This is a genomic window from Paenibacillus ottowii (genome assembly GCF_050516475.1).
In the GTDB taxonomy this organism is placed as follows: domain Bacteria; phylum Bacillota; class Bacilli; order Paenibacillales; family Paenibacillaceae; genus Paenibacillus; species Paenibacillus ottowii.
This window is the reverse complement of record NZ_CP191577.1, coordinates 2,401,012-2,418,170: the sequence shown is the minus strand read 5'-3', so window position 1 is coordinate 2,418,170 and position 17,159 is coordinate 2,401,012. Positions and strand designations below refer to the sequence as shown.

General features: G+C 47.5%; 15 protein-coding genes. 10 read left to right on the top strand and 5 right to left on the bottom strand.

All coding sequences use genetic code 11. The features are described from left to right. Positions 1-10: 10 nt before the first annotated feature. Entirely contained in the window at positions 11-1,141 is a 1,131-nt protein-coding gene (ald, locus tag ACQQ6X_RS11585) for an alanine dehydrogenase (protein ID WP_305165435.1), read from the bottom strand. Positions 1,142-1,430: 289 nt separating this feature from the next. On the opposite strand from ald, the gene ACQQ6X_RS11580 reads away from it, so the two are divergent. The 7 genes from ACQQ6X_RS11580 (at position 1,431) to ACQQ6X_RS11550 (ending at position 11,081) form a co-directional block, all read left to right on the top strand. Further along, on the top strand, positions 1,431-3,095 hold the full coding sequence (locus ACQQ6X_RS11580) for a PucR family transcriptional regulator (RefSeq protein ID WP_305165434.1): 1,665 nt from the start codon (positions 1,431-1,433) through the stop codon (positions 3,093-3,095). A gap of 101 nt (positions 3,096-3,196) precedes the next feature. Then, complete coding sequence (locus ACQQ6X_RS11575; RefSeq protein WP_305165433.1) at positions 3,197-4,720, top strand: copper amine oxidase N-terminal domain-containing protein; 1,524 nt, start codon at positions 3,197-3,199, stop codon at positions 4,718-4,720. Positions 4,721-4,917: 197 nt separating this feature from the next. After that, the gene (locus ACQQ6X_RS11570) at positions 4,918-6,228 is read left to right on the top strand and encodes a galactokinase (RefSeq protein ID WP_305165432.1); all 1,311 of its coding nucleotides are present in this window, start codon (positions 4,918-4,920) and stop codon (positions 6,226-6,228) included. A gap of 113 nt (positions 6,229-6,341) precedes the next feature. Then, the gene (locus ACQQ6X_RS11565) at positions 6,342-7,259 is read left to right on the top strand and encodes a RecB family exonuclease (protein ID WP_305165431.1); all 918 of its coding nucleotides are present in this window, start codon (positions 6,342-6,344) and stop codon (positions 7,257-7,259) included. 145 nt (positions 7,260-7,404) lie between these two features. Next, on the top strand, positions 7,405-8,064 hold the full coding sequence (locus ACQQ6X_RS11560; RefSeq protein ID WP_305165430.1) for an SGNH/GDSL hydrolase family protein: 660 nt from the start codon (positions 7,405-7,407) through the stop codon (positions 8,062-8,064). 140 nt (positions 8,065-8,204) lie between these two features. Further along, complete coding sequence (locus ACQQ6X_RS11555) at positions 8,205-9,548, top strand: hemolysin family protein (protein ID WP_305165429.1); 1,344 nt, start codon at positions 8,205-8,207, stop codon at positions 9,546-9,548. 261 nt (positions 9,549-9,809) lie between these two features. Beyond that, positions 9,810-11,081 carry a methyl-accepting chemotaxis protein gene (locus ACQQ6X_RS11550; RefSeq protein ID WP_305165428.1) on the top strand — a complete coding sequence of 424 codons (1,272 nt, stop codon included), beginning with the start codon at positions 9,810-9,812 and terminating at the stop codon, positions 11,079-11,081. Positions 11,082-11,182: 101 nt separating this feature from the next. On the opposite strand, the gene ACQQ6X_RS11545 is transcribed toward ACQQ6X_RS11550, so the two are convergent. Further along, positions 11,183-11,395: a hypothetical protein gene (locus tag ACQQ6X_RS11545; protein WP_305165427.1), complete on the bottom strand. Its 213-nt coding sequence runs from the start codon at positions 11,393-11,395 to the stop codon at positions 11,183-11,185. 151 nt (positions 11,396-11,546) lie between these two features. Here ACQQ6X_RS11545 and ACQQ6X_RS11540 point away from each other — a divergent pair, with 151 nt between their 5' ends. Then, positions 11,547-12,329: a TIGR02206 family membrane protein gene (locus ACQQ6X_RS11540; RefSeq protein ID WP_305165426.1), complete on the top strand. Its 783-nt coding sequence runs from the start codon at positions 11,547-11,549 to the stop codon at positions 12,327-12,329. A gap of 125 nt (positions 12,330-12,454) precedes the next feature. Here ACQQ6X_RS11540 and ACQQ6X_RS11535 read toward each other — a convergent pair whose 3' ends face one another. Continuing rightward, positions 12,455-13,246, bottom strand: coding sequence for an SDR family oxidoreductase (locus tag ACQQ6X_RS11535; RefSeq protein WP_305165425.1), 792 nt, complete (start codon positions 13,244-13,246; stop codon positions 12,455-12,457). A gap of 203 nt (positions 13,247-13,449) precedes the next feature. Here ACQQ6X_RS11535 and ACQQ6X_RS11530 point away from each other — a divergent pair, with 203 nt between their 5' ends. Both ACQQ6X_RS11530 and ACQQ6X_RS11525 read left to right on the top strand, forming a co-directional pair. Continuing rightward, positions 13,450-14,883: an N-acyl-D-glucosamine 2-epimerase gene (locus ACQQ6X_RS11530; protein WP_305165424.1), complete on the top strand. Its 1,434-nt coding sequence runs from the start codon at positions 13,450-13,452 to the stop codon at positions 14,881-14,883. 85 nt (positions 14,884-14,968) lie between these two features. Further along, positions 14,969-15,640 carry an MgtC/SapB family protein gene (locus ACQQ6X_RS11525; RefSeq protein ID WP_305165423.1) on the top strand — a complete coding sequence of 224 codons (672 nt, stop codon included), beginning with the start codon at positions 14,969-14,971 and terminating at the stop codon, positions 15,638-15,640. A gap of 214 nt (positions 15,641-15,854) precedes the next feature. Here ACQQ6X_RS11525 and ACQQ6X_RS11520 read toward each other — a convergent pair whose 3' ends face one another. After that, complete coding sequence (locus ACQQ6X_RS11520) at positions 15,855-16,532, bottom strand: peptidylprolyl isomerase (RefSeq protein ID WP_305165422.1); 678 nt, start codon at positions 16,530-16,532, stop codon at positions 15,855-15,857. Between the two features lie 329 nt (positions 16,533-16,861). Further along, positions 16,862-17,119, bottom strand: a complete 258-nt coding sequence (locus ACQQ6X_RS11515) for a YqkE family protein (RefSeq protein ID WP_305165421.1) — start codon at positions 17,117-17,119, stop codon at positions 16,862-16,864. Between the last annotated feature and the right edge of the window lie 40 nt (positions 17,120-17,159).

Genomic DNA, 17,159 nt, shown 5'->3' with positions numbered 1-17,159 from the left:
TGCTTCGATTCTATTGCAAGGCTTTAGTCTGCCATGCCTGTTCCGCAGGAACATAAGGATACCCCAGATCACGGGCGACTGCTTCGTAGGTGATATGTCCATTCAGGACATTGGCACCGCTAAGCAGCGGCTTGCTTCTGCGAAGCGCCTCTTGCACGCCAAGATCCGCGAGTTGGAGAGCATAAGGAAGCGTCGCGTTCGTCAGAGCGAGCGTGGAGGTTTGTGGCACCGCACCGGGCATGTTCGCTACTGCATAGTGAATGACGCCATGCTTTACATAGGTTGGCTGATCGTGTGTCGTGATATGGTCAATCGTCTCGACAATGCCACCTTGGTCAATGGCGACATCGACAATCACTGATCCGGGTTGCATGGTCTGCACCATGGCCTCTGTTACGAGCCGTGGGGCTTTGGCACCGGTGATCAGGACAGCGCCGATCAGCAGATCGCTTTGTGCTACGGCTTCCGCAATGTTAGAGGGGGTCGACACCAGCGTATGAAGCTGGTTGCCAAAAATATCGTCCAGCTGGCGCAGTCTTGGCAGGCTCAGATCGATCAGTGTAACATCTGCGCCGAGACCGATGGCGACCTTGGCCGCATTGGTGCCGACCACCCCTCCGCCAATAATAGTCACTTTACCGCGTTTGACCCCCGGCACACCCGCCAGTAGGATGCCTTTACCTCCCTTTGGTTTTTCCAACAGCTGTGCTCCGATTTGTACAGCCATTCGGCCTGCAACCTCGCTCATGGGTGTAAGCAGCGGCAGGCTTCCTTCAACATCTAGAGTCTCATAGGAAATGGCAGCTACACCGTTGTCTGTTAAAGCCCGGGCGAGTGGGGGCTCGGCAGCCAGATGCAGATAGGTGAATAAAATCAAACCTGGTCGAAAATACCCGTATTCAGAGGGGAGCGGTTCTTTTACCTTGATAATCAGATCCGCCTGGGACCACACATCTGCAGCTTGCTGTACAAGGGTAGCCCCTGCAGTGGCATAATCTCCGTCTGTAAAGCCGCTTTCAGCACCTGCACGGCTTTCTACAAACACATGATGTCCGTGTTGAATCATTTGAGCAGCCCCCGCGGGTGTCAGAGCGACGCGATTTTCATTGTTCTTAATCTCTTTTGGAATCCCGATTTTCATTTCGTTCACCTCTCCTAAAAAATAATTGTTATCCCACGGCAAATAATTCTTTTTAGGGCAGCTATGCTGCAAAATCAAAAATGGCACTATCATTTGTATGCAGTTTACCGATTAGTTACATGGACTCAAGCCGATAAATGCAATTCATGTTAGATTAGGTACAGTTTACAAGGGGGTAAACTCCTTGGCATCATACATTTTGTCGGATTATCTGACTTAAAGGCTCGACTTTTTGATGAATATATGTCATATAAAATGACATAAAAACATACACATAAGGAGAATGCCGATGAAGGGTAAAAAAACATTTACCATTGCGGATGTGCTGGAACGTCCTGTATTCCGGCGGGCGAAGCTGGCTGCTGGGGAACAGGGCGTGAATCGTCGGGTGGGCTGGGTTCATGTGTTAGAAATCACCAATGTATCCCCCTTTGTGAGCCGTCACGACCTGATTTTGACGACCGGTCTGTGGCTAACTCGGAAGGGGGAAGAACGCGCCGAGTATATGGAACAACTGATCCGCTCGGCAGCCGCAGGATTGTGTGTAGAGCTCGGCACGAGCATCCATGAGATTCCCTCGGAAATACTGGAGTTGGCGGAACGGCATCACTTCCCGGTCATCGTATTTGAGCAGCCGGTGCGTTTTGTTGAAATTACACAAGATATTCACTCCCTACTTATTAACCGACATCATGAACTGTTAAAAGATCTGGAGCGATTTTCACGTCAGCTTCAGCAGGAAACTCTGCGCAGCACCGATATGAACGCCCTCTTGCGTGTGCTTCATGACTATGCTGCCCGGCAGGTCATCTACATGTCCTCCATTGATACCAATCGATTCGTGCCCTCCGTCCAGGCGGATGTGGCAGACCATATTGCAGATTTTTACGCCAATGAAGTGGAATCAAGTATGACGGCCGATCGGGAAGGGCACCTGCTGTTTCACCTGAATGAATCCACTGCTGTCTTGTTTCAGCCTGTTGTATGCTTCGGTCAGGTGTTTTCTGCGGTAGGTGTGGTCCTGCATAGTGAAATGCCGACTGAAGAAATGTCGCTGCTCATTGATTACACAGCCAAGGCGGCCGCTACATTGGTACTGAGAACACAGTTTCTTGAAGACCGATTGCTGCGTAATCAAAATGAACTGATTCAGGATGTGTTGAACGGCCAGCTTCCGAGTGAAGAACAGGCCCAGACCCGGATGGGACTGCGATTGTTAACGAAGGGACGGTATTTATTTTGGGCAGGGGTCATTGAGGTAGAGCATCAGGACAAGGACGCCAGTCAGGTGCGCAAGGAATCCATCAATCAGGATGTATTAGTGCTGCTTCGTTCTCTGTTGAAAAAAGAAGCGTTGCACAATTTGTTAATGATGAAGGGAAGTCAGTGCTACATCCTTTGTGCCAAGGAGGAATTAACGCTGCGTTCCGCAGCACAGATGAAAAAGGTGCTGGCCCATACGGTCCAGTATATTCAAAACTATGCCGCAGGACAGCTTGATAAAGTGCGCATTCATGCAGGTTTTGGCAAGCTGAGACATCGCATGACAGGGATGGACCGTAGTTTTGAAGAGGCCTATCAGGTCATTGAAGTCGCGCGAAGCGTCCCGGTCATGAAGGATCAGCTATTTTACGACACCATCGGAATCTATCAATTGTTGAAAGCAGTGCCTCGTATTCCTTTTCTACAAGAATTTGTACAAGACCATTTGGGGGAGCTGATTGCACATGATCGTGAACACCATATGCAGCTTCTGGATACGCTGGATGCCTACTTTCAATGCCATGGCTCCAAGCGTGATACTGCCGGAATTCTGTATATTCATAGGCAGACCCTCTATAATCGGCTGGATAAAATCAACGAAATTGTAGAAGGAAATTTGACAGACCCTGATAAGCGCCGTTGCCTGGAGATGGCACTTCTGGCTTACCGGATGCTTCAGGCTGAAAATTGATCCTAAATGACTAGCTCTATTTTCCATTCTACTCATTTACAATGCGTATTAACACTGAGATAATAGAAGGGATCAGGGAAATATTTTGAAAGGGGATTAATATGAATATAAAAAAATGGATTGCCGTCCCTCTTATTCTGTTAATGGTAGCTTTGACAGGTTGCCAGGCAGTAGGCGGATTTGATGTAAGTAAAAATTTATTGGGAACACTTGATGTGAAATCCCAGCAAACAACGGAGAAGATTTCACTTAAATTAACTCCAAGAGAAGGAATCACACAAGGAGATCAGGAAATCATAAATTTGCTTAATTCGATTTCGGTGACTGTAGATGAAGCCAAGGTACAGTCGGAGGAAATTGTTTCTGCCAAGGGTACATTGCACATTGATAAGTATAATCTGCCATTTGAGCTTGCTTTGGATCGCCAAGGTATCGCTATTCAATTGGAAGGTGCTAAAAAACCTTATTACATATCTTTAAACTCGCAAGAGCGTTTGAGCGGTCTGCCTGCTGGGTTTGATCCGTATGTATATTCCAAAGATGTGAGAGCCCTGACCAAAACAGCGGCTGCACTTATGCTCAAACATGCTCCTAACCCTTCGACCATTTCTGCAACGTCTGTAACCGAAGAAGTGTACGGTGAAAAAGACAAGGTAAAACTGACTCGTCTCCATGCAGAACTGCGCGGTGATGAACTGGTTGCATTGGTAAAACCGTTTCTGGAAAATCTGGCCAAGGACGAGGCAGGCTTGAAAGAACTGATCAGTCAAGCCATTGATGTGACTAAAACGATCACTTCCGGTATGGCTATTGAGGGTAGTGATAAAGTAACAACGGAACTGAATGAAAACAAGGAAAAACTGGTCAACGAGGCTTATACCGAGGTTAAAAAGTATTTGGATCTGGCTGTGGCGCAGTATGATGCAGGAGTTAGCACTATGTATGCACAGGCACCTGAAATTAAAACAGTTCTGAGTGCAAACACGGTGCTGAAAAGCGACATGTATTTTGATGAAAAAGGAAATGTTCGCAAAGCGCTGTCAGACCTGACAGTTGCATTGCCAGACATCGACGGCCTCCCAGTGAAGTCCTTTACCGTTCTGACCGAGACTCAAGCCTGGAACGTCAACGGTAGTGTAACGGCCGATAAAGTAGATATTTCTAACGGTGTGATTGACTTGAATAACCAAGCTGAATTAACACCTGGAGCAACGCTGCGTAACTTTGAAACAAATTCTCCGATCTACAATATTTTAAAAAATGATTTGGAAATTACAAAAGTAGAAACCACTTTCGATCCTAAAGACGATTACTATGTCTTGGAGAATCGTAAAGGTACGGCTTTCATCCCATTGCGTGAACTGACAGGCGAACTAAGCGCAGAATTAAAATGGGATGCAGCTGCCAAACAAACAACAGTAATTGATGATATTACGGGTAAAACGATTAAGCTGAAAAGTGGCTCCAAGCAGGCTGTATTGGAAGGAAGCACATTGACGTTGCCACAAGCTCCATATACGGATGAATATGGCACATTGTATGTTCCTTTCAAATCTGTTGCGGAGGCGCTAGGCGCCACTGTAACTCGTAACAGTGCTGGAGAATATGTGTTGAAACGCGATTAAAAAGAAATTAAGCACATCTTGGAACCGGCCCCGATTGGGGGCTGGTTCTTTTTTAGTTATATTGGTAAAATGCTCAGTAAAGCGATTAAAATAAGCGCTTACAGATTGAAATTGTGCCATACTTTTACGTAGGGAAAATTGAGATAATTAAAGCATCATTCCGAGTGGAAGCACACATACAAGTAGGGGGATATACGATGAAAGATATGGAGCTATTGAATTCAAGCGAGGGACAGATTGTTCTCGCACGGATGTACGGCCGGCAACAAATTTCCGAGCAAACCTCTCGATATCAATCACTTATACAGGCGTATCAGGAGCATTTTGGTGTAGGAAATATTGAATTGTTTAGTGCTCCAGGGCGCTGCGAAATTGGAGGGAATCATACAGATCACAACCATGGAAAGGTGCTGGCCGGCAGTATTACACTTGATACGATCGCTGTGGCTGCTAAAGTAGAGGAATCCGTTATAACATTCTATTCTGAAGGCTATCAAACGAAATACGTCATTGATTTAAACGACTTGACGCCAAAACCGGAGGACGACGGTACGATGTTGCTGGTTCGTGGCATTGCGGCAGGTTTGCTTGAATTCGGGTATCGCATCGGAGGCTTTCAAGCTTATATATCAAGTAATGTATTCTCTGCTTCAGGTTTAAGCTCTTCCGCTTCGTTTGAAATGCTGATATGCACGATATTAAATCATTTTTATAACGAGGGCGCGTTAGACACTGTTGCTACATCCAAAATTGGTCAGTATGCGGAGAATGTCTATTGGAACAAGCCTTCAGGGCTGCTCGATCAGATGGCTTGCGCATATGGCGGCTTGATTTCCATCGACTTTGAAAATCCGAAGGAACCGATCATCAAACCAGTCCATTGGAATTTTGAGCAAAACGGATATTCCCTGGTTATTGTAAATACAGGTGGAAATCACGCTGATTTAACAGATGATTACGCAGCGGTGCCGAACGAAATGCGTGCTGTGGCCCAGTCTTTAGGCGCTTCTGTTTGCCGTGAGTTATCGCCTGAGGATCTGTATGCCAATCTCAAGTTGGTCAGGGAAAAAGCTGGGGATCGGGCAGTACTTCGTGCTTTGCATTTTTTTGAAGAAAATAAGCGTGTGGATGAGCAGGTGAAATCGCTGGAGGAAGGGCGCTTTTCTGATTTTTTAAAGCTTGTCACTGAATCCGGTAATTCTTCATGGAAATGGCTACAGAACGTATATAGAAGTGGGATTGATCGGGAACAAGATGTATCGGTTGCACTGGCCCTAACGGAAATGTATTTAAAATCAATTGACGACAGCGCATGCAGAGTACATGGTGGTGGCTTTGCCGGGGTGATCTTGACGATTCTTCCAAATGATCATGTGGATGATTACAAGGAGTGGATCAGCGAAATGTTGGGAACTCCGGTACTTGTAGTCAACGTCCGTGAGGATGGCGCGGTTAATGTAAGTGAATTGATCAATGCTGAACGGACTCGTAGCGGGTGTACTAACTAGTCAGTCGGAGACTTTAACCTATGGGTTAAAGTCTTTTGTCGTTTTTATAGCCGATACAGCTTAGGGATGCGTTATAATAGAGGGATGGAAGTTCTAATGAAGGAGGGCCTGTCATGGCAATATATCCGTCCTGGTCCTATTCACAATCGAGGGCCCAAACGTTCGATGAGTGCTTACGCAAATACTATTATCATTATTACGGCTCGCATAACGGCTGGAATTCGGCACAGGGCACTGAAGAGCAAGTGACGTTGTATCGGCTTAAGCAACTGAGCAACTTATATATTTTATTCGGAAATATTACGCACCAAATGTGTGAATCGGTCATACGCGGGTGGATGGAAAAAGGGGCAATCCCGCGCCCCGCATTTCTGGAGACAGCTATGAAGAACATGCTGAATAATAGCTACAAGGAATCATTACACCGTGAGCTATGGCTGCAAGATCCCAAAAATCGCGTCATGCTGGCAGAGATTTATTACGGAGACGAGGTGCTTCCGGAACGAATTGCCCGGATTAAGGAGCGACAGCACGCGGTAGTGCACAATTTGTACCGTACCGCCGTTTGGCGGGAACTGCAACAGGGTCAGGCTCGAATCGTTGAGGTGGAAAAATGGGATACGATGCTCCTACATGAAACGAAAGTATATGTCAAAATGGATTTGCTTTATCGCAGAGACAACGGAGACATGGTGATTGTAGATTGGAAAACAGGTAAGGAAGGCGACTTCTCCGACCAGTTATTTTTGTATGCTTCCTATGTTCAGGAGCACTATCAGCTTCCGTTGGAGAAGATTGAGGTGCGCGTGGAGTACCTGATGACAGGAGAGCATGAAGTATATCGCCCCACACCAGAGGAGATCGACAAGGTAGTTAGCAATGTAGGGCGTTACATCGAGGAAATGAAGTCCTGCCTTGATGACGATTACTATAATCGCCCCAAGCCTGAGTCTTTCTTTACGCCCATGCCTTCACGCAGGGTATGTGGAGGCTGTAATTTTCGCGAGGTGTGTAAGTACCGAGCGGTGTGAGAATGGATGGAATTTTTCCTAGAAGTTGCGGAATGAGCGATGGCGATCGCCTTTGCTCCCGGATTCCCTGAAACCGCTTTCCAATTTGGAGAATACGAGGTATGATAAGGGTATTATTGGAAATTGTGAAGGGGGACCATGGAAAATGTCGAGTACAGGACACACACGTATTCTTTTTCAAGGAGATTCCATTACAGATGGGGGAAGGGGACGGAATGAGGACGCCAACCATTGGCTGGGGCAGAGCTATGTGTATCTGATCGCTGGGGCACTTGGGAGCCGCTTGACTGCAACGCAGCCTGAATTTGTGAATCGGGGAGTTTCAGGGGATCGGGCTTCGGATTTGTATGCACGTTGGAATGAAGACACGTTTAGTCTACAGCCGGACTTGCTCAGTATTCTGATCGGAGTGAACGATGCCTGGCGGATCGTGGAGCAGGAGCCATCCGGGGTGACGGACCGATTTGAACGAGCCTATAGCCACCTGCTGGAGGAAACACGTGAAGTGATGCCTAATATAGGGCTGGTATTGTGTGAGCCGTTTATTTTGAAAACGGGAGCTACTGAGGCGCGCTGGGATATTTGGCAAGAAAAAATAACGGGATACCAGCGTATTGTACGTCAACTTGCCGACCAATATGGGGCCGTATTTGTGCCGCTCCAAAGCATGTTGAACGAAGCTGCTACGAAGGCGGACGCTTCCTATTGGCTGCATGACGGGGTTCATCCGACAGCGGTTGGGCACCAGCTCATAGCTGATCAATGGATAGATATCGTGCAAAAGAGTCCGCTGGCGATTCGTTAACAAAGTCATACATAGTCTATTCCTTGTCATTTTTGGGTAATACACGATTATGGGCATCATTATTCATACGATGATTCCATCCAAAAATGAATGTCAAAGGGGGTGCTTCTTGCTCGTCATCAACGGGGCAAGAGAGGGCTATGGAAACGATAAATATCATTCTAGTTATTTTACTTATCACCTTAACTGCTTTTTTTGTGGCCTCGGAGTATTCCATTATTCGTGTACGGGTATCCCGTATCAATCAATTGGCCTCAGATGGCAATAAAAACGCGAAAGCCGTTAAAAATATTCTGTCTCGGCTCGATGAGTATTTATCCGCTTGTCAGCTCGGAACTACACTAACTTCAATGGCGCTGGGCTGGTTAGGGGAATCTACAGTTGAGAAGCTGCTGCATCCCCTGTTTGTGTTGGCGCATATTCCGGCTGGATTAACGGGGGTACTCTCCTTTTTGCTGGCTTTTCTGATTTTGACCTATTTTGAGGTGGTCGTTGGGGAACTGGTGCCCAAAACATTTGCCATCCAAATTGCCGAACCGATGGCATTGTTTTTTGCCCGTCCCATTACAGTGTTCTATAAAATAACGTATCCTCTGAACTGGGTGCTCAGTCGCTCTTCACGTGTCATTACGGGTCTTTTTGGGCTGAAAAAGGTATCTGAAGAAGATGCAGCACTCAGTGAAGCTGAGCTTCGTCTGGCGTTATCTGAAGGCTTTCGTAGTGGTGAAATTACGCCGACGGAATATCGATATCTGAACAATGTATTTGATTTTGACGACCGTGCAGCCCAGGAAATTATGGTACCGCGCATCCACATTCGTTCCATTTCTCACCAGGCAACGGTAGCCGAGTTTATGGAGCTGATCGAGGACAAGGTCTATAATTTTCTACCTGTTGCTGAACATGGGGACCGGGACCGTATTATCGGGATGATTCGCGTGAAGGAAGCACTGCATGATTTGGCCCGTGGACATAGCACAGGGAACACAACGATGGCATCTTACATTCATCCAGTGCTTCAGGTGATCGAGACGGTTCAGGCTCGGGATCTGCTAATTCAGATGCAAAAACGACGTATTCCAGTAGCGGTGCTGGTGGATGAATATGGTGGTACCTCTGGGCTTGTCACCCTGGAGGACATTATGGAAGAGATTGTGGGAGACATTCCTTCTTATACAGATACCGAAATCCCTACAGCGCTAACACCACTCATTACCAAAAAAGATGATCATCGTTACATACTCAAATCACAGGCGCTTATTCATGAAGTCAATCGGCGCTTGGAGACGGATATTGAGGTCGGGGACGTATATACGATTGGCGGTTGGATGCTTTCAGAACGTTTTGATATCCGGCAAGGAGACAAGCTGACCAGCGGATTATGGGAGTTTACTGTACTGGAAAAAAACAGTCATCAAATAGACACAATTGAAGCGGTTAAAAAGGCGATTGTTGAGCAGGAAGACAACAATGATTCTCAATAATGGAAAATGGCATTGCGGAGCAATAGAGCGTTTTAGATGTGGCGAATAGCCTGCAACGTAAGCGGCAGCGCGATTCGTCCGCTTTTTTGGCGCAAATTTCTGTCTGAATAACATATTGTTTTTGTAGTTAGGTCAGGGGACTTAGGGACCTGCATCTTTATGCTTATAAATATAGGTGTCTGTGAAAAATACTACTAGAAATGTAGCAATTTTATGGTAAAATGGAATCAAATTTGAGTTTTTTGGGGTGGGCTACAGTACATGAAGATGTCACTAGGTACGAAAATGGTTACTGCATTTGTCTCAATTTCAGCAATAACCTATGGAACAAGCGCTTTTTTTATTTTTGTACTCAAGGACTGGCTTGCTCAAGGTACACAGGAATGGGTGTATACTTCGATCATTTTGTTATTGGGCGTCCTGTGGAGTGGCATTTTGGGCTGGTTGATCTCAAAATTACTTACACGGCCAATTGTTAGATTGGCTAAGGCGGCAGAGGAAGCTTCGGCAGGCAACCTGTCTGTCGTCATTCCAGAGCGTCGTTCTGATGATGAAATCAAAGTGTTGTACGATGCATTTCGGCATCTGATGCTGAACATTAAAGATATGTTCAATGAGATCTCGTATAGCACCAGAACAACTTCACAAAGTGCGGAAAATCTGAGCTTGGCTATTGTGCAGGCTACGGCGCAAATCGAGTCCATGTCTACGGTGGTAGAAGATATTCTGAATGGCGTGGAGCAGCAAAAGCAAGCATCTGCCCAATCTATTAAAACAGCGGATCGAATGCTGGGCGATTTTAAATTGATGCGCAACAAATCGGGGCATATGCTGGAACTGTCAGGCCACATGGAGCATTCCGTGGATTCGACACAGACTGTGTTTTCATCCCTGATGGATGGAATGGGTGAGCTGACAGCTTCACATAGCCGTTCACAGCAGGTGATTGCACGACTGGAAAAAGAAGCTTCTCAAATTGAAGCGATTACAAGCACTGTGAAGGATATTGCTGAACAGACCCATCTGTTGGCGCTGAATGCTTCCATAGAAGCAGCGCGTGCGGGAGAAGAAGGGAACGGCTTTGCTGTAGTGGCGCACCAAATCCGCGCACTTGCCGCCCAAAGTACGGAATCTGTACAGCAAATTAATGCCATCGTTAGCCGTGTACAGTCGCAAATCGTAGAGACCGTGGAGTTGATGCATCAGCAAACGTCCTTGGTCAGTGCTGAGGCGGAACGGACAAGCTCTGTCGATCAGACACTGAACCGTTTGAACGCCATTGTACGTGAATTTGTCGAAAGCATCCGCACCATGGAAGAAGCCGTAACAGAGCAGACGAATCGGGTGGATCAAACCTTTGAGCAGATTCATCGTATTCAACAAATGTCAGGGGCGTTCTCTGAGGGGGCTCACAAAATTTATAAGGCTGCTCATGAGGAGACGGCAATTATGCAGGAAATCTCATCTTCTTCCGAGGATTTGAAAGTGCTTACGAATAAACTCATGCTGAAAACACGCGGAATGCAGCTATAACTACAAGTGTCAAATGAGACATAATGCACACCAATAGAACAACTAAACTTAGCCGCTGTACACCGAAAAACGAAGCAGCATCGTTTTCCGGTGTGCGGTGGCTATTTTTTAATTTCAAAAAACTCACATTGTTTTCTGGAATGGTAGGCCAGATCACTGACGCTGGACTGCACAACGATGGTCTGATCGTCAAAACGGATAATATTCCCGCCCGAGCCAATCAATTGGTCATCTTGAAATACCCGGACACGAAGATGACGCTCCAGTGCTTCGCTGAAATCCTGATCTGTAATTAATCGGCGATTAATAGGCATGAGGGTTCTCCTTTGAATATGATATCTTTTATCATAAAGGTTAAGGTATGGAACAAGCAAGAAAGAGGGCTAGAACATGTTCAACTATTTGGTATAAAATGGAGGATATAAGGTATGAAGAAAAAAAGAGATCGATCGAAGGGGGCTTCCTATGGACTGGCTAGGGTCAGGGTCTTGGGTGGATGCATACGCGCCGGAAGGGTTCGAGGCTTTTACTCCGTCGCATGGGTTGGCTGTGTTGGGGCTTATTGTATGCGTTTTGCTGCTGTGGCTGACGCGGGGATGGATTGGGTCGCATAAGCCTGTAAGTGAGGGAATTCGCTGGCTATTAATTACGATCCTCATACTTTCAGAGGTGATATTGAATATATGGTATGTGGCGCAGCATATTTGGGATGTTCAGACCTCATTGCCCTTGGAACTGTGCAGTGTGACACTGCTGTTGTCTATCCTCATGCTTATTTTCCGCAGCCGCTGGTTATATCCGATAATCCTATTTGCCGGAATTGGAGGAGCGATTCAAGCAGTACTCACGCCTAATTTGGCTTATGCATTTCCGCACTATCGTTTTATCCATTTTTTCGTAGCTCATAGTGCTATTATTTTGGCCGCCCTATATATGACCTGGATCGCTGGATTCCGACCGACGTGGAAGAGCGTAGGGGGAGTTATGCTATTTCTCAATGGCTTGGCGTTGATGGTGTGGATTGTAGATCGTGCTCTCGGTGCCAACTATATGTTTCTGACCGGAAAGCCGTCGACACCGTCGATACTGGATGTCTTGGGGCCATACCCTGTTTATATTGTCGCAGAAGAGGTCATTGCACTGTTATTCTTTTCTCTTCTGATGCTGTTGTTTGAGGTGCTGCCAGGAGGTAGGCTGTATGTCCGCCTTCGCAAAGGAGCTGTGTATGGTGATGACGGAGTGCTATAGAAGCATGGTAAAGCCATGCACAAGTCATGCAAAAAACAGCCTTTTCCACTAGTAATGACTAGAGATAAGGCTGCTAGGAATGCCTAAACAATAGTTTACCTGGGTACAACGTTCTCCTTTAGACTTTAACGCAACAGGGATTCCGCTCCGTCTACATAGATTTCCGTACCCGATACATGTGACGACTCGTCTGAGGCGAGGAACAGGACCAGATTGGCCACCTGCTCTGGCTCACCTGGAGCATCCTCTAGCGGATGCTGTCCGCCCTTTGGAAATTCGACAGGGATTTGTACCTTTTTCAAGTCTTCGGTAGGGTACGTGTTATCATCAATTTTCGTGTCGATCGCTCCCGGACATATCGCGTTGACCCGAATTTTGTAACGGGCCAGCTCCAGCGCTGCCATTTTCATAAAAGCAACCTGAGCTGCCTTGGTGGAGGCGTAAGCTGAGAATCCAATACCCGAAAAGGTTCGGTTACCGTTGATCGAGCTGGTAATGATAATGCTGCCGCCGCGTTCTTTCAGGTATGGAACGGCATATTTAACGGTGGCGAAGGTGCCGCGTAGATTAATGTTCATCGTGCGGTCCCATTCCTCCAGCTCCATAGTCTCAATAGGGGCCATGGTGCCATTAATGCCTGCGTTGGCGAACACGATATCCAGCTTTCCGTAGGTTTCCACAACTTTAGCGAACCCCTGCTGAATCATGTCTGGCTTGGAAATATCACATTCCAGAACAAGTGCTTCACCGCCAGCCTGTTCAATGATTGCTTTGGTTTCCTCCGCGTGCTCGGGTGTCCGATCCAGCAAGACCACCTTGGCGCCTTGTTCTGCAAAACGAATAGCGGTTGCTTTACCGATTCCTGAACCTCCACCACTGACCACTGCTATCTTTCCCTGCAATCTCTGCTCTGCCATTGACTATTCCTCCTATTCGGTTCATAAGCTAAACCTGACTCGTTATTCCAATACCTCTGAACGCTAATGGTGAAACAGTAGCAGCTGTATTTCACCCCATTTGCGAAATATGGTAACATAGGCGAACCAGTACGAACATATAGCCCAAACCTATAGATTCTGAGCAAGTATCGGAGAAAGGGGAATGACGGAGGTGGATCGAATTGGACAATAAGCGAGATGACCGATCCGAATCGACAGGCGCTATAGCACAAATTGGAAAAATGAAGCCATGGGTCCTGAACGGCCCCAGTATTCAAATTGATCCGTTGTTTCCCTATTACGCCAATCGGTCGCGGGATAGCATAGCGGATGAGATCGCCCTTGCGGGCTACCAGACCGTGCATTATTTTGTTGTGCGTGAAAATGAAGTGGATGGAGCGCTTGTGGCTGCTTTTCAGCGCAGAGGCATAGCGGTGTGGGCGATGGTGCTGGGCAATGGTGCTTTTAGCGTGTCCCAGCTGCCGCCAGCGTGGAAGGAATGGCGTATGGAGTTGCTGCGCGAGCCGAACGACGGCTTTCAGCGGCTTTCCCATTTTGCACAGGAGTATGTGGAATGGAAAAAGAAAGCCGCTGCCCGGCTCGTCACCGATATTCCGTTTGACGGTTTTGAGGTGGCGGAGCCTTATTTCCCCGAATGGAATGGGCTATGTAGTGGAGTGTACGGGGATATTGGGCCACATGCACAGCGTGCCTTCCGCGCGCGCAGCGGTGAGGACATTCCGAATTTCCGCGATAAGCATGCGCGGAATTACTACCGGAAGGTCCCGAAGCTGTACGCGCAGTGGGTCGATCTGCGCGTGGACGCCGTGAACGGGCTTATCCGTGAACTGGTGAATAGCGCAGGCGGTGTACGTGATGTCCGGCCAGACATCTGCGTGGCGACATGGTCGCTTGCTGTGAGCGGGCGTGGCGATATTCCCGGTCAGCTGCGGGAATGGCAGGGTCTGGATGCGGTAGCCATGATCGGTTGCGTAGCCCCGGATATGCACGTACTCCAGACCCATTGGCCGGACTGGATGCGCCGCCGTCTGCCGCCACAGTATACTCGCGGCTACGCTCGCATCGCGCAGTCCATACGCGCCGATTATCCCGATCTGCCCCTCGGGGTGCAGGCGGATATCGGTTCACTCGCGCGGATGGTGCGGGACCGCGAGTGGACACGGCAGTTTGGAGCTGCCGCCCTGGAGGGCGACTACAACGCCTGGACTGCCTATGAGTACCATCTGGGAGGCTACATGTACGATGAACCTCCTGTGCCGCTTAAGGCAGAACGTTCAGCCGATGACGAAGTGGTTATTTCTTTTAGCAAGCGGATTGCAGCTCCGTCTGTGGATGAACTGCGTATTTGGAGTCGGGAGGACACAGCAGGTGCAACTCACAGTCTGGGTCACAGGCTAAGGAATGATTCATTAACATTACTAGAGCTTGTAGATGCAGCAGCAGACGGAAACCGTCTATGGCTGCGTGTACGTAATCTGCCATCAAGGGCGTTTAGCTTACGTCTGGATGGTGTGCAGGATACACCGGAGCTGTGGCTGCTCAAGGGCAGAAAGGCACATCGCAACCTTCCCGAGCATGAAGTGAAGGTTCCTTAAAGGGTTTGGGTAATAACTAAATAACAGCTGGATAAAGGCTCATTTGCCTGAGTATAAACATAAACAATAGTGGAGTGAAAAAAGTATGTGGGATTGGGATTACCTGATTCGGGTCATGTTTGCCGGGTTGTGCGGCGCGTTAATCGGTTATGAACGCAAAAGCCGGATGAAGGAGGCCGGCATACGCACGCATTTCATTGTCGGGATCGGGGCATCGCTTATGATGGTGGTATCCAAATATGGTTTTCAGGATCAAACGGTCTGGTCTAACCTGTCGCTGGACCCTTCCAGAATAGCAGCGCAGGTCATAAGTGGAGTTGGCTTTATCGGCGCAGGAATGATTTTCACACAAAAAAATAGAATCAAAGGGCTTACCACCGCTGCGGGCATCTGGACTACCGCCGGGATTGGGATTGCTGTCGGTGCAGGAATGTATGGGCTTGGCGCGGGTGTAACGCTGTTTATTTTGGCGGCTCAGTCCTTGCTCCATAGTCGTTTTTATCAAATGGCTACTCCCTCTACACGGCAAGTAGTTGTGCAGGTCGATAATGAGCCTGGCGCACTAACTCGAATCAAAGAGCTGCTAGAAGACAAGAAGCTGACCATTCACAGCTTTCACGCCGAGCGCATCAATAACGGTGAGCAATTGGTTGTTCATATGCTTCTAAAGCTGTCACGGTCAGAGGGAGTGGAGGAATTGTTGTCACTGCTGCAAGAGATGGAAGGTATTCGTTCAGTCGAGACCAAATCCAATTAGACGATTTTACTGCATAACTGGTGATTTTTGTCGAATGCTGACAGCCCATGTAACAGTAAAATACTCTAAAAATAATGATTGAAAACGCTTCCTTTTGTGTATATACTCTTACTACATCCTAGAGGCAGCAGCTTAGAAAGCATCAGGGGATCAGCAAAAACGACCTCATGCCTATGCACAAGGTCGTTGCTGTTATCCCGTTTTGAAAGACGGGTTATTTTACTTTGACGGGTTCTGGATATTTTTTACCCAGCGTATCAACAGTAACTTTTTTCATCGTAGCCGGTTTGATGGGTTTGTCATTGCTATCCCGCTTGGAGTTGACGATAGCATCGACCACGTCCATCCCGGACGTTACTTTACCGAAAGCGGCATATTGACCATCGAGGTAGTCCGCATCGGCAACCATGATAAAGAATTGCGATCCAGCGGAATCCAGATCCGCCGAGCGGGCCATGGATAATACGCCACGTGTATGTTTGAGTGTATTGTTAAAGCCGTTACTCTTGAATTCCCCTTTGATACTGTAACCTGGGCCACCTGTACCGTTACCTTGCGGATCACCACCCTGAATCATAAAGCCGGGGATGACGCGATGGAAAATGGTACCGTTATAAGCTCCCTTTTGCACCAAGGAGATGAAATTGTTAACCGTGTTCGGTGCTACTTCCGGATACAGCTCAAGCTTGATTTTCTTGCCATCATTCATGACAATCGTGACAATCGGATGTGAAACAGCCTTGCTTTTGTCTTTAGTTGCAGCGGGAGTTGTGGTGCTTGTCCGACTTGCAGCTTCCACATCGGTCGCTTTTGTGCCACATCCGGCAACCAGCACGAGCATGATGGCCAGCAGGCACAACGTGTACCATGGGCGTATCGATTTTCGGTTCATTGATATTCCTCCTGAAAGGTTGGATGGGTAACATCCTAATTTATAGTTTGGGGACAGCGCAGAACACTTTTCCATGTACTATCATACCTTTTTTGCTAGGAATAAGGAAATACGGGTTTGAAAGCCGTATTCTTGACCCATACTGCTGCTATTCCCAAGGAAAGGGGCAGGATCATGATGGAGGTAGACAAAAAGCTGGCTAAAGGTCTCATATGGGGTATGGCGTTCAGTCTGCCGGTTTGGATAGGGGTGTTGTACTCAGTACAACATATTCGTGACTGGCTATAACATAAAGTGTAAAGATAGGCCAAAACCGCAATGGTTTTGGCTTATTTATATTTGTGCCAGTCCAAATCGCTGTTATTCAACAGGTGTTCAAAGTTGTTGTCCAGCTTCTTTTGTTCAGCTTTTTTTGCTTCGAGGGCACGTTGTCGTTCGTCTTCTTTACGCTTATCCTGTTCTGCTTGTGCTTCATTGGCCTGAGCCTTAAGTTTGTTCAGCACGTCCTGACTTAATAGATCCTTTAGCGTAGCAGGTTTGTCCTGAGCTGCAGGAGCAGGGAAAGCCGAATTTCTCTTCTTAGCCATCTCATCATCTCCATTCCATTCGATTATATCAGCTTCTTCG

Coding starts and splice junctions, on each gene's coding strand:
- ald (WP_305165435.1), bottom strand. CDS start 1,141: ATGAAAATCGGGATTCCAAAAGAGATTAAGAACAATGAAAATCGCGTC.
- ACQQ6X_RS11580 (WP_305165434.1), top strand. CDS start 1,431: ATGAAGGGTAAAAAAACATTTACCATTGCGGATGTGCTGGAACGTCCT.
- ACQQ6X_RS11575 (WP_305165433.1), top strand. CDS start 3,197: ATGAATATAAAAAAATGGATTGCCGTCCCTCTTATTCTGTTAATGGTA.
- ACQQ6X_RS11570 (WP_305165432.1), top strand. CDS start 4,918: ATGAAAGATATGGAGCTATTGAATTCAAGCGAGGGACAGATTGTTCTC.
- ACQQ6X_RS11565 (WP_305165431.1), top strand. CDS start 6,342: ATGGCAATATATCCGTCCTGGTCCTATTCACAATCGAGGGCCCAAACG.
- ACQQ6X_RS11560 (WP_305165430.1), top strand. CDS start 7,405: ATGTCGAGTACAGGACACACACGTATTCTTTTTCAAGGAGATTCCATT.
- ACQQ6X_RS11555 (WP_305165429.1), top strand. CDS start 8,205: ATGGAAACGATAAATATCATTCTAGTTATTTTACTTATCACCTTAACT.
- ACQQ6X_RS11550 (WP_305165428.1), top strand. CDS start 9,810: ATGAAGATGTCACTAGGTACGAAAATGGTTACTGCATTTGTCTCAATT.
- ACQQ6X_RS11545 (WP_305165427.1), bottom strand. CDS start 11,395: ATGCCTATTAATCGCCGATTAATTACAGATCAGGATTTCAGCGAAGCA.
- ACQQ6X_RS11540 (WP_305165426.1), top strand. CDS start 11,547: ATGGACTGGCTAGGGTCAGGGTCTTGGGTGGATGCATACGCGCCGGAA.
- ACQQ6X_RS11535 (WP_305165425.1), bottom strand. CDS start 13,246: ATGGCAGAGCAGAGATTGCAGGGAAAGATAGCAGTGGTCAGTGGTGGA.
- ACQQ6X_RS11525 (WP_305165423.1), top strand. CDS start 14,969: ATGTGGGATTGGGATTACCTGATTCGGGTCATGTTTGCCGGGTTGTGC.
- ACQQ6X_RS11520 (WP_305165422.1), bottom strand. CDS start 16,532: ATGAACCGAAAATCGATACGCCCATGGTACACGTTGTGCCTGCTGGCC.
- ACQQ6X_RS11515 (WP_305165421.1), bottom strand. CDS start 17,119: ATGGCTAAGAAGAGAAATTCGGCTTTCCCTGCTCCTGCAGCTCAGGAC.